The sequence below is a fragment of the Pseudomonas sp. MT92 genome, assembly GCF_058792515.1.
Genome location: NZ_JBXAFA010000002.1, coordinates 532,500 through 544,585, shown reverse-complemented (window position 1 = coordinate 544,585; position 12,086 = coordinate 532,500). Strand labels below are relative to the sequence as shown.

The 12,086-nt window shown below is 58.8% G+C and carries 12 protein-coding genes and 1 pseudogene; 4 read left to right on the top strand and 9 right to left on the bottom strand.

Features of this window, described 5'->3' with window-relative positions; translation table 11 throughout:
* The first annotated feature begins 56 nt into the window (after positions 1-56).
* Positions 57-497, top strand: a complete 441-nt coding sequence (locus AC1Q6D_RS05630) for a GNAT family N-acetyltransferase (RefSeq protein ID WP_103405571.1) — start codon at positions 57-59, stop codon at positions 495-497.
* A 389-nt stretch (positions 498-886) separates the two neighbouring features.
* On the opposite strand, the gene AC1Q6D_RS05625 is transcribed toward AC1Q6D_RS05630, so the two are convergent.
* Both AC1Q6D_RS05625 and AC1Q6D_RS05620 read right to left on the bottom strand, forming a co-directional pair.
* Positions 887-1,978 carry a methyl-accepting chemotaxis protein gene (locus AC1Q6D_RS05625; RefSeq protein ID WP_492573994.1) on the bottom strand — a complete coding sequence of 364 codons (1,092 nt, stop codon included), beginning with the start codon at positions 1,976-1,978 and terminating at the stop codon, positions 887-889.
* Between the two features lie 198 nt (positions 1,979-2,176).
* Positions 2,177-2,452: pseudogene (locus AC1Q6D_RS05620) on the bottom strand (PAS domain-containing protein); the annotation flags it as partial.
* A 380-nt stretch (positions 2,453-2,832) separates the two neighbouring features.
* Between AC1Q6D_RS05620 and AC1Q6D_RS05615 the strand changes: the two are divergent.
* Positions 2,833-3,129, top strand: coding sequence for a DUF2513 domain-containing protein (locus AC1Q6D_RS05615; protein ID WP_103405569.1), 297 nt, complete (start codon positions 2,833-2,835; stop codon positions 3,127-3,129).
* A gap of 24 nt (positions 3,130-3,153) precedes the next feature.
* Here AC1Q6D_RS05615 and AC1Q6D_RS05610 read toward each other — a convergent pair whose 3' ends face one another.
* Positions 3,154-3,483 carry a hypothetical protein gene (locus AC1Q6D_RS05610; RefSeq protein ID WP_103405568.1) on the bottom strand — a complete coding sequence of 110 codons (330 nt, stop codon included), beginning with the start codon at positions 3,481-3,483 and terminating at the stop codon, positions 3,154-3,156.
* Positions 3,484-3,680: 197 nt separating this feature from the next.
* Between AC1Q6D_RS05610 and AC1Q6D_RS05605 the strand changes: the two genes are divergently transcribed.
* On the top strand, positions 3,681-3,899 hold the full coding sequence (locus AC1Q6D_RS05605; RefSeq protein ID WP_158249404.1) for a hypothetical protein: 219 nt from the start codon (positions 3,681-3,683) through the stop codon (positions 3,897-3,899).
* A gap of 200 nt (positions 3,900-4,099) precedes the next feature.
* Here the strand turns inward: AC1Q6D_RS05605 and AC1Q6D_RS05600 are convergent, their stop codons facing one another.
* The 5 genes from AC1Q6D_RS05600 to pchA are packed head-to-tail and all read right to left on the bottom strand — an operon-like array spanning position 4,100 to position 8,681.
* Entirely contained in the window at positions 4,100-4,471 is a 372-nt protein-coding gene (locus AC1Q6D_RS05600; protein ID WP_103405567.1) for a c-type cytochrome, read from the bottom strand.
* Positions 4,472-4,531: 60 nt separating this feature from the next.
* Entirely contained in the window at positions 4,532-6,100 is a 1,569-nt protein-coding gene (locus tag AC1Q6D_RS05595) for an FAD-binding oxidoreductase (RefSeq protein WP_103405566.1), read from the bottom strand.
* A 13-nt stretch (positions 6,101-6,113) separates the two neighbouring features.
* Positions 6,114-6,806 (bottom strand): hypothetical protein, encoded by a 693-nt coding sequence (locus AC1Q6D_RS05590; RefSeq protein ID WP_103405565.1) that lies wholly within the window; start codon positions 6,804-6,806, stop codon positions 6,114-6,116.
* Between the two features lie 10 nt (positions 6,807-6,816).
* Positions 6,817-7,152 (bottom strand): c-type cytochrome, encoded by a 336-nt coding sequence (locus AC1Q6D_RS05585; RefSeq protein WP_047530808.1) that lies wholly within the window; start codon positions 7,150-7,152, stop codon positions 6,817-6,819.
* Between the two features lie 53 nt (positions 7,153-7,205).
* Positions 7,206-8,681, bottom strand: coding sequence for a 4-hydroxybenzaldehyde dehydrogenase (pchA, locus tag AC1Q6D_RS05580; RefSeq protein ID WP_103405564.1), 1,476 nt, complete (start codon positions 8,679-8,681; stop codon positions 7,206-7,208).
* 454 nt (positions 8,682-9,135) lie between these two features.
* Here pchA and AC1Q6D_RS05575 point away from each other — a divergent pair, with 454 nt between their 5' ends.
* Positions 9,136-10,977: a sigma-54-dependent Fis family transcriptional regulator gene (locus AC1Q6D_RS05575; protein WP_103405563.1), complete on the top strand. Its 1,842-nt coding sequence runs from the start codon at positions 9,136-9,138 to the stop codon at positions 10,975-10,977.
* Between the two features lie 82 nt (positions 10,978-11,059).
* On the opposite strand, the gene AC1Q6D_RS05570 is transcribed toward AC1Q6D_RS05575, so the two are convergent.
* Positions 11,060-11,995: a SphA family protein gene (locus AC1Q6D_RS05570; protein WP_103405562.1), complete on the bottom strand. Its 936-nt coding sequence runs from the start codon at positions 11,993-11,995 to the stop codon at positions 11,060-11,062.
* Between the last annotated feature and the right edge of the window lie 91 nt (positions 11,996-12,086).

Genomic DNA, 12,086 nt, shown 5'->3' with positions numbered 1-12,086 from the left:
GGCGACGCTGTTTCGGGGTAACATGTGGCCCAACGCAAATTGCCAGAGGGAACGGTATGTCTTCGATCATCAAGCCGGTGGGTGCTGCTGACACCCATCAGGCAGCTGCAGCGTTGTGTGAGTTGTGGCCGAAATACTCACCGGCGGAGATTACCTCCAGGATCGACGAGATGCTTCGCCCCAATGGCTACCATCTGATCGGCTTGTGGGAAGAAGGCCAGGCGTCGGCAGTTTGCGTATTGGGCTACAGGATTCAATATTCACTGTGGCTGGGGAAGTCGCTCTACATCGTGGACATTGCAACCCTGCCTCAAAGTCGCGGCAAGGGTTACGCCTCGCGATTGGTGGCTTGGGCTGAAGAGGAAGCTGCGCGTCAGGGTTGCGCGGCAGTGCATCTTGACTCCGGGGTCGGTATGGACAGAGCGGCTGCTCATCGTCTCTACATGCAACGCCACTACCAGATTTCCTGCCATCACTTCCTGAAACGCCTGGATTGATGCGCAGGAACCTATGACAGATGACTTGAGGGAGCAGGGTCAGGATCGTCTGGCAGAGGCATGGCTTTGCTCCACAGCGAGTGAAACCACAGTCCAGGAGGCGGGTGCTTGAGTGGATCGCAGGCAAAGAAAAGCCCGGCACGAGGTCGGGCTTTACTGTTTGGGGTCAAATCCTTTTGTATGCTCAATCTGCGCTCCATTCTGTGAGCGTTTCGTGAAAAGCACGTTGCCGAAATGAAAAAAGCCCGACACTTGGTCGGGCTCTTTGTAGATGGGCCAAATCCCTTTGGCTGCCTGCATTGTGCGGGGTCGATGTGACGAAGGCGTGACAGGGCGGATGTGAGAAGCCCGCCGCCGGTACGGGCTTTTTGATGACGGGGTCGGGTTGGTTATCGATTGAAGCGCTCGACCAATGAGTGCTGGGTGGACGCAGTTCTGGTCAGTTCTTTGCTCAAGTCCGCTGACTGGTGCGCTTGTTCCGAGGTTTGATCGGCCAGGTGGGCGATGGTTGTGATATTGCGGCTGATTTCCTCGGCAACGGCGGTTTGCTCTTCAGTGGCGCCGGCAATCTGCGTGGTCATCTCGGTGATGTGAGCAACCGCTTCACTGATACCCACCAAGGCCTTGTCTGCCTCAAGCACCCACGTCACGCCTTCTTCGGCCTGACGCTGACCACGCTCCATGGATTGCACAGCGTTATTGGACGACGTCTGGAGCTTGGTAATCAGGTCATGGATCTGGGTGGTGGATTGCGAGGTGCGCTGTGCCAGCTGACGAACTTCATCGGCCACTACGGCGAATCCCCGGCCCATGTCGCCGGCACGTGCCGCCTCGATGGCGGCATTGAGTGCCAACAGGTTGGTCTGATCGGCGATGCCTTTGATCACGTCAACGACGGTCCCGATTTCGTTGCTGTCCTTGGCCAATTGCGCAACCGTCAGCCCGGTTTCACCGACGACAGTGGAGAGGCGTTCGATGGCCTCGCGGGTGTCTCGGGCCACATCGCGGCCGCGACCCGTGAGCAAATTGGCTTGTTGGGTGGCATCCGCCGTGCGCTGGACGTGGCTGGCGACTTCCTGGGTGGTCGCTGCCATCTGGTTGACGGCGGCAGATACTTGCTCGGTTTCGACGCGCTGGCGATCAAGGCCGGTTGAGCTGTCAGTGGCCAGCAGGTCAGATTGTCCAGCCAGCGCACTGAGTTGCTCGGCGGTGTCTTGCAGGCGCGTCAGGCAAGTCTTCAGTCGCGCGGCCTGACTGACGAAGGCTGTCTCCAGACGGGCTTGTGGTCCGCGCGCATCGCTGTACATCCGAGCGATCAGTGCGTCGGAGGTCGAGGGCTCGGCCATCTGTAACAGGCGCAGGGTTCCCCGAGTATGCCAGCGCGAAGCGAGCAAACCGATCGGCACGGCAATGCCTGTGGCCACGGCTATTGCCACGGGAGCGCTGAAGAACAAACCGCTCAAGGAACCCACCAAACCCATGGCGACATAGGGCAAAGAGCCCGATAGAGCGGGCAGCCAGCTGTCCTGCCGAGGGATGGCCGGCTTTCCCTGACTGATGCGCTTATAGAGGGATTCAGCACGGCGGACCTGATCAGCCGTCGGCTTGACCCTGACCGATTCAAAGCCGACGACCTGGCTGCCTTCAAATACTGGAGTGACGTAGGCGTTGACCCAGTAGTGATCGCCATTTCTGGAGCGATTTTTGACGATACCCATCCACGGGCGGCCTTGCTTGAGCGCACCCCACATATGGGCAAATACGGCAGGGGGGACGTCAGGATGACGGACGATATTTTGCGGGGCACCAATCAGATCGGCTTTATCAAAACCACTGATCTCTACGAAAGCGTCATTGCAGTACGTAATGACACCTCGAACATCTGTCGTCGAAATAAGCTTCTGCTGAGGTGCGAGTGAAATCTCACGCTGTGTGACAGGCTGATTATTTCTCATTCCGACTTGCTCCTTGGTTCCTTTGAGAGGCCATCGACTAGTACGAGAACAAGGTTAGTGTCTTTTTCTAAAAAAAATTTATAAAAATGAGTTTTATTCGTGTTGATAGCTGTTTTTGGATCTGTATTGCCCGTATGGATAGGCTATTGATTTTGATAGGGAAAAGTCACTCCCTCAGCCTCTCTTCAGCCTGGTGTTTTCGCAGGAGTGGTCGGCACATTAATGGCTTTGACTTTGTTGAAAATTTGGCGAGTTGTGGCCAGAAAGTGCAAATAAATAGTCATGCGTGAAAGAAGCCCGGCCACTGCGTCGGGTTTTTTATGGAGGCTCCATTCCCTGACTATTCTCATTTGACCTGAAATGGCAGAGTGAATTTACATATGAAGCGCAATTGGAATTACATCAAGGCACTTCTTGAGCAAGTCGAACAGGCCAATAGAAAGGGAATTCTTCAAGAGCATGCTCTGAACGTAGCGCTTGGTCACGACATTCATGACCCAGCCAAAAAGGAGCAGGCGACCCATGCACTCCAGCTCATCGTCAAGGAAGCATTCGTGGAGAGCACCGTGGACGCCTCAGGCGTCGAGACTTTGATCTCGCTGACATGGCGAGGCCATGACCTGCTGGATGATATGAGAGCGAACGTCGCCAGGTACGAGTTCAAGCACTTTCATTAAGTCTTTTCTTGCCAAGCCCCGCCATCACGCGGGGTTCTTTGTGCCTGCGATTTCCCAAATCCCTCTAAGCCTCTGGTTGACCCATTCGTCAATGGCGCGCGCGCATTGCGGGTGGAAGGCCCTCAATTGGAGGCGGTTATCCAGCCACGCATTCAATTCGTAAAGGGCCACACGCACCGCGCGAGGGTAGTCCTCCAGAGCGGCAAGCAAGCGCTGCCTGGCGCCTTCAGTTGGCTCAATATCTCTGGTCTGAATGTATTGAGTGATGAAGCGCTCGATGCAGCAGAACTCTGATGATGACAGATGGATCATGCTGAGATTTGTTGAGCGTGTGCCGTTAGCTGGAGCGAACATCCATGATTCCTTGCTTGTGCATGCGGAGACTTAAAGCTCGTTATTCGGGGTGTTTGTAGTGGGGTGGAAGAAAAGGCGGGGCGGATGATACTTATTTCCATGCGTCGTGTACGTATATCAACACGCCATCATCGACGAACGGCGTAAGACTTTAGTCTTATTATTCGAGGTGAGTTGCCGCAGTTAACGAACAGGTATTGGCTGCGGTTTTCCATCGGCTTCTGCCCGACCGGGAAGGCCTGGCACCGCGCTCCCTACCCAAAGTCGGACGGCTGGCGTTTTCTGGCCCCGTCGAATATCTGGGTAAGGTCGGCGAAAAAGCGGATGGCTTGACGGTGGGCACCGCGATCGACCACGGTGCCCGAACATCATGCTCGGGCACACCACTGACTGACGTGTTGTCGAGTGCCGGGTAAAGGTCCCTGATAAAAGGGCGTTGTAGTTCGGCATTGCCATCCCGACAGGCAAGCCTCGGCCAGAGGACGGTCAGCGTTTGCGGCTTCGCCGTTTTTAGGTGTCCGGCCAAACTATCGACAGGTCTGGCCGAGAGGCTCTTCCGCTGACTTGTGGTGCTGGCAGGCGGTGTCGGTGGCCAAAGGCCGGTTCAATAATGTGCTTACTTCAAACTCTTGAGATAAGCGATGAGGTGCTGACGACTCTGCGCATCGGGCTGCCCCGGGAACATCATCATGTTGCCAGGCAGCAAGCTGGCAGGGCTTGTCAGCCACTTGTCCAGGTTGGCGTCATTCCACTGCAGCTTGGCGCCTTGCAGGGCGGCGGAATAGGTAAAAGCCGGTGCCTGGGCGCTGGCGCGATTGAACACGCCGTGCAGGCTCGGCCCCATCAGGTTCTTACCCGCTTCGGGGCTGTGACAGAAACCGCATTGCGTACTGAAAAGGGCCTGGCCCTGAGCGACGTCGCCCTGGGCTTGCGTGAAAGGGGCTGCCAGCAACAGGGCGCTGGCAACGAGCAGTTGTACGTGGGTCATTTCGTTTCCTACAAATAGCAAAGCCCCGCCAAGACAGACCTGGCGGGGCCTCAAGAGCAATCAGAATGAATTGGCGAGGTCGATGCCCGACTTGCCTGGTGCCAGAATGTTGTTCGGGTCCAGCGCACGTTTGATGGCATGTTCAAGTTTGCGTTTCACAGGGCCGTAGCTCTGCGCAACTCGATCCTGGAATGCTGTGTTGACGCGGTAGACGGCGTAGCCTTCCTTCTCGAATACATCGAGCAGCTCGGCAAAGCAGGCGTTAGCGCGTTTGGTCTCTTCCGGGTTGGAGCGGTCATACAACACGTCGATGACGTGGTGCATGTCGCGCCAGCCGACGATGAACTCGCCGACATAGTCCAGACCGTGCTTGTTGAGGGTCTTCTTGGCCAGCGCCTGCTGCTTGTCGCACTCGCTGCCTCGGGCCTGGCTCACCGGTGCGAACCACATCGAGCCGCCGCCGCCACGCCAGTTGTACAGGCCAAATTCCTGCAGGTTAGGCACCCCGGACATCAACTGGGCTCGGTACTTGAACGGCTGAGTGTCGCCGGCCTCTTCCTGGGTGACGATGCGCCCCTTGCCCAGTTGCTTCAGGGCTTCAGTGACAATATTCCAGTTGACGTCGACCTGCTCCTGGGTGCCGTACAGCGCGGCATAGACGTTCCAGGCGCCGAGATTCTTGTCTTTCTGAATTTGCTTGAGGATCGCGTCAGAGGTCGCGCCCGGCTCGGTGGTGTAGTCGGAGCGGCGGGTGTTGCAGGTGGATGCCTCCCAGAGTACGCCTGCAATGACGACCGAGTTCGGAATGACCTGGGCGATGCGCAGTGGGCGGATGAATTCGACGATTTCGGCGATGTCCGACTCGTTCTCGAACTTGATCTCGAACGGTTTGAATACCGGCGGTTTCGGCATCAGCCAGAAACCCATTTTCGTGCAGATACCATAGTTGGCTTGGGTGAACATTCCGTCCAGCGTCGGGCCATAGCCCCACTTGAATACTTGCCAGGCATTGTCACCTTTCACTCCGCCCATGCCGGTTCGGTACACATCGCCGTTAGCCAGCACCACTTCCATGCCGCACTGCATCAGAAAGTGTTCGCCATAGGGTGTGTAACCCACGCCACGATCCATGGTGTTGCCCAGTGGTCCGGCGATAGCCGACGGTGCAGAGAACGACAGCATCAACGGCAGTTGGTGTTCCTGGATGTAGTCGTACAGCTGCTGATAGGTCACCCCCGGCTCTACCAGGGCGGTACACAGTTCCGGGTCGACGTGGAGGATTTTGTTCATTTTCTTCAGGTCAAGTATGACTTGACCTCGCTGGCCTGGCGCGGCCGAGCCGTAACCGAAGTTACGACCCGTGGAGATGGTCCACACCGGGATTTTGTGTTCGTTGCAGATCTTCACCACCCCTTGCACCTGTTCGACGGTGGTGGCGGTGACGGCGGCAGACGGCGTGTGCTCGGCATTGTCCACGGCGATCATGATCTTGCTGTACGGGATCAGTTGATCATCTTTGGTCAGGACGTTTTCATCGCCCAGCAATTTGCGAAACTTGGCGATTGCTTGCTCGAAGTTTGCGCTGTTGACGCCGCGCGGGAGCAGGGGCTTGTTGTTTTTCTCAGTCATTTGGTTAGCTCCTTCAAGCCTCGATCGAAAACGAAACGAAATTACCGGTCAGCGGCGATGGGCGGCTGGCGATCAGTGGCGCTTGGCCTGTGTTGGCGGTGCCCAGGGCGGCAAGGGTGTAGCCCAGCGTGGCTGCCCATTGCTCGGAACCGGCAGTGCTGCGTGCGGCCGCGGACACTTGCAGCGGGGCCTGTTGGCCATGCAGGCGGTATTCGCTGAGGCTGAAGCCCGTGCCGCAGGCGTTCAAATTCAGGCCCAGTTGCGGGGCGCAGCCACTGGCGGCCTCGGCGCTGAGCAGGTGGTGCTGCGAGGCATGGGTCGTGGCGCGGTGCTGGCCGATCCACTGCACGCGAGCGCCAGCGCTGCGCGCCAGGTCAATGATCAGTGCGGCACTGGCATCGTCGACCAGGCCGATGATGCGTTGTGGTTGACCACTGCGCAGGCGTTTATCCAGGCCGAGCATGAAGCTCAGACCGAGGTCGGTACGCTGAACCTTGACTTGCCCGCCTGCCGGGCTGGCGCTAATTCCCTGAAGGAAGGCCGACTCGGCGACTTCGCCGCTGACCAGGGCCAGGGTCGGCAGAACCGGATGGGCCTGACTGCCCATGACACGATTGGCCATGGTCAGACCCGAACTGCTCATGGCCACGCCGGCCAGGCCGCCCAAGGCCATGCCCTTGAGCAGTACACGACGTTCTATGTTCATGCCTGACTCCTCAAGGTTTGGCCGCGGGGGCGGAGGTTTTGGAAATGTATTCGGCCACTTGTTGCAGCGAGTTGTCGTCGATGAACGAGGCGGGGAAGGCCGGCATGGCACGGAAGCCGTGGCGTACGATCGCAGTGATGTATTGCGGTGGCAGTTGGCGACCGGTGATTTGTGGGCCGACCTTGTTTTCGTGGCAGTGGCCACACACCTTGGCATAGACGTTTTCGCCGCCTTTCCAGACGCCGTCGCCATCGGCAGCGGCATGACCAGCCAGCACGATAAACGGCAGGGTAAAGCAGGCAACAAGGGTCCGTTTCACAGCAGGGCTGTTGAGGAGTGAGTGCATTTCGTACTCCATATTCTTATTGGTAGGTTGGTTCATGGAAGGCCGGATTCGGGTCAGAACGGATACGGCCTTGGGGCGTGTTGCAGGGTGATCCAGTGGTCGGTGGTGAACTCGTCAATGGCCCAGTCGCCGTTGAAGCGGCCAAGGCCGGAATTCTTCTCACCGCCGAAAGGTGCGTTGGGTTCGTCGTTGACCGGGATGTCGTTGACGTGGGTCATGCCGGCGTGAATGCGTTGGGCGAGTTGCACGCCGCGCTCCAGGCTGGAGGTGAACACAGCGCTCGACAGTCCATATTCGCTGCGATTGGCCAGTTCCAGGGCATGCTCGGAATCGCGGGCGGATTGAATCCCGACCAGAGGGCCAAAGATTTCTTCACGGGCGATCTCCATGTCGGCAGTAACCTGGCCGAACACGTGAGGCGGCAAGACGTTGCCCTGGGCTTCCCCGCCAACCAGCAACGTGGCGCCTTCGGCCTTGGCGGTGGCGATCTTCCCTTGGAGGCCAGCCAGTTGCTTGCTGTTGATCACCGGGCCGATCACGGTCTCGGCTTTGCTCGGGTCGCCGTAAGGCAGGGCTTTGACGCGTTCGACAAAGCGCTGGGTGAAGGTTTCCAGCAGCGGCTGCTCAACGATGATGCGGTTGATCGCCATGCAGATCTGGCCCTGGTGAAGGAACTTGCCGACCACGGCGGCGTTAACGGCTTGCTCGATGTCGGCATCGGCCAGGACCACGAACGGGCTGTTGCCACCCAACTCGAGGGCGACATGCTTGAGGTACTCGCCGCCGCTGGCGATTCGGCCGATATTGCGTCCGACCTGGGTCGAGCCGGTGAAGGAAATGAACGCCGGTACCGGGTGCTCGACGAAGGCGTCGCCGATTTCCGCGCCGGAACCGACCACCACGCTGAGTACGCCTGCTGGCAGGCCGGCTTCCTCGAAGATGCGCGCGAGCAACAGGCCGCCGGTGACGGGGGTGTCACTGGCCGGTTTGACCACCACGGCATTACCCAGCGCCAGGGCGGGTGCCAGGGAGCGGGCGGTCAGGTGCAGGGGGAAGTTCCACGGGCTGATCACGCCGATCACGCCCAGCGGCTTACGGTAAACGCGGCTTTCCTTGCCCGGGATGTTGGACGCAATAATACGGCCATGCACGCGGCTTGGCAGGCTGGCCGACTCCAGGGTGATGGCGCGGGCGGCGCCCCATTCGATTTGCGCCTTGATGCGCGTACTGCCGGACTCGCGGATGATCCAGTCGATGATTTCTTCACGACGCTCGTCGAAGATCTTCACCGCGTTGAGCAGCACCTGGCCACGCTCGGCCGGCCCCTTGGCAGCCCAATGGGCCTGGGTCTCGCGTGCCTTGCGATAGGCTTCGTCGAGGTCATCGCGATTGGCCAGTGTGATCTGCAACAAGCTTTTCTGAGTGAAGGGGTCGAATACGTCCAGCGGACGACCGGCGCTGCCGGCGCGCCATTGTCCGGCGAGGGGCTGCAGTTCAAGGTTTTGATAGGCAAGACGAGTAACGTTCATGGAGTTTTCTCTCTTATTGGTGCGAAAGGGCATCGATCAGGGGCGCCACCGATGATCGAAGACTTTTTGCGGTTTATCGTGGCAGGAACCCGGGGATGCTCCGGCTCAGCCATGGGGCTGGGGCGAGCAGGCGGCCTGGCTCATCACCTGCGGATAACAACTATCGTGCCAAGCCTCGGCTAGATGAAAAATACTCAATAAAATCAAGAATTTAGTCGTATTTGTGATGGCCGTGGAACGTTCATGGGTCGACGTTATAGTCGCCAGCGCGGAATTTTATGAAGAGGATGCTGCAGGCCGCTGAAAGCTCAACGCCCGGTTTTTTTTCGGTTTTATCTGTGCGGTTATCGGACAAATGTGGGGGCGCATGGCAGGTGGTCAGTCACTGACGGATTGACCGTGCGGGTTGTCCGGGCATACTTGAAACTTTACTTCCCTGCCGCCTGTTGACCCTATGACTCCTAATAACAATAGCCGTCCTGCCGATGAGGAATTCCTCAAGCAGATGCTCGGCAGACAAAAGCGCTATATCGTTGACCGGGCCAGCCAGTTTGGTGCCAGCGGCCTGCCTTCGGCCGAGCAATTGGCTGAAACGGTGGCTTTCGCCCCCCAGGACGGAAGCATCTGGTTATGTGGCCAACGGGTGATGCTGCTGCAGGGCTCTGCCTTCGGTGCCATTCGCCGCGAACTGATTGATGCGCTGGGCTTCGACAAGGCACGCGGCCAGTTGACCCGCATTGGTTGGCAGGCTGGAGCACGCGACGCCGCCCAGGTCAGCGAACAATGGCCGGAAGGTGATCACGCCAGTCTGTACAGCGCCGGCCCACGACTGCACATGCTCGAAGGCATGGTCAATGTCGAGGTGGTGCGCTTCGAGATCGACTCGGGTATCGGGCACTTCTATTCCGAATTTCTTTGGCACAACTCGCTCGAAGACGACGAACACATTGCCGCCTACGGCCTGGGGGGCGAACCGGCTTGCTGGATGGAGATCGGTTATGCGAGTGGTTATGCGTCGTCACTGCTCGGTCGACTGGTGGTGTTTCGCGAGCTGGAATGCCGTTCGATGGGGCATAAAGCCTGTCGCATCGTCGGCAAGCCGGCCGAACAGTGGGACGATATCGACGTTGACCTGGCGTATCTGGATCCGAGTGACTTTCTCAGTCGCAGCACTTACACCTCGGGCGTTGAGACCACCGTTGCCAAACTGGAAGAGCCTGTAGACGGCAAACCGTTGGTGGGTATTTCGGCTGCGTTTGTCGCGGCCAGCCAATTGCTGCAACGTGTCGCGCCGACGCAGGCGACGGTGTTGTTGATCGGGGAGTCGGGCGTCGGAAAAGAGCTATTCGCCCGAACGCTGTACCAATCGAGTTCCCGGCAGCACATGCCGCTTGTGGCGCTCAACTGCGCGGCCCTGCCGGAGAATCTGGTGGAGGCCGAATTGTTCGGTGTCGAGCGGGGGGGCTTCACTGGCGCCGAGCGTTCGCGGCCCGGGCGTTTCGAGCGAGCCCATGGCGGGACGTTGTTCCTCGACGAAATTGCGACCTTGAGCCTCAGTGCGCAGAGCAAGATTTTGCGAGCCCTGCAGGAAGGTGAGATCGAGCGAGTCGGTGGTACGGCGCCGATCCGCGTGGATGTACGGATTATCGCGGCGACTAACCTGGATCTGCGTCGCGAGGTTGAGGCCGGGCGTTTTCGTGAAGACCTGTTCTACCGACTGAATGTTTTTCCCATTCATCTGCCACCGTTGCGGGAACGTCGCGAAGATATCCCGTTGCTGATGAGTTATTTTCTGCGCCATTTCAGCTTGCGCCATGGGCGTAAGCTGGCGGGGTTCAGCACGCGGCTGGTCAACGCGCTGCTCACTTATCGGTTTCCCGGCAATATTCGTGAGCTGCAGAACCTGATCGAACGCGGTGTGATTGCCGCCGGTGACGGTGAGGTGATCGACATGGTGCATCTGGCCGAAGCTGGAGCGCCGTTGATGGCGACGGCCATTGGCCTGACCCCTCAAGGGCGTTTGTCTGCCGTTCAGCATGAGGCGGCGGATAAGGTGCCGACACCTGCGCAATCAACGGAAGAAGAGGGAGGTGCAGACGCACTTCGCGAGCCCGTTCTGGAGAGTTTGCAGGCCTTCGTTTCCGGGCGCCAACGGGTGTTGAATATGTCCCTGGAAGAAATCGAGCTGCGCCTGGTGCGCCTGGCGCTCGAGCGCTCGGGGGGGAACATCACGGCGGCGGCACAAATGCTCGGCATGAGTCGCGCGCAGGTCAGTTATCGCCTCAAGGGGAGCTAGGGCCGAAACCGGCAAGCGGGCCATGCAACGCCCCATGATCTGATGGTCATGGGGCGTTGTCATGGGTGGCGTCGGGGTAGGCTCAGAGCGGGATCGTGAACTTCAGCCAGTAGGTCTGGCCATCGGCACGGTTGCGGACGCCGGATTCATCTTGCCATTTGGCGCTGAGAAACCAGCCATCCTTGCTGGCGTATTGAATGGCCGGGCCGACGGAAAAGGAACTGCCGCGGTTGCCGTCAGCGGCCTCGACAGCGGCTGCGGCGGCGCAATGAGCGGCGCTGCACTGGTCATCGCTCACTTGTTTATAGGCGTGGCCACCGATGCCCAGTACCCAGCCATTGCCCAGGCCCCAACCAAGGGTGTAGTCGGCATGAAGCTCGCGGCCGGACTGGTAGTGGGTGTCCTGGTTTTCGAAGTTGTAATCGTACATCAGGCGCACATCGGCGTTGAAACCCGTGGGGTCCATGTAGGTCATGGCATATACCGCTTGTACGGTGTAGTAGTTAGTGCCGAGGTTGACCAAGTCGTTCTTGTCATACTCGCCGCCGGTAGGCACCACGAAGTCGACACCCATGGCGGTGTGGAACTTGTCGCTGTGGTGGAACCCGATCACCGGACCCAGGTGAGCGTCGCCCAGGCCGCGCTTGTGTTCGTGCGGACCGTTCTTGATGTTCAGCCGTATGTCATTGAGCGGTAGCAGTGCGTGGAAGCCGAGGTTGCCACCGAGTACTTGCTGCTCGGTGACCCAGACAAACCGTGGCACGAGCGTCGTGACGCGCAGGTCGATGTCGGCCACTTTGTCGCCCGCGTTATCGCGCAAGGTGTCGGCCATATAGTTGCCGACGAACAGCTGCCCGTAGGTGCCCGGTGGCGGCAGAACCCCCATGCCGTAGATTTCGATACCCATTGGCCAGGAGGAGACACCGCCTTCGGTAGCCTGAACCAGTGATGTGCTGTCGGCCAGGAGCAGGCCAGCGCTGAGGGCAAGGGAAGTGCAGTGAGTGAGAGTTTGACGCATGAGAAGTCCAGCCTTTTTATTGTTGTGAACGATGCGGGATATGAATTCCCGCAAGGTCGCTTCTCAACTATCGTGCCAACTCAAATTATTA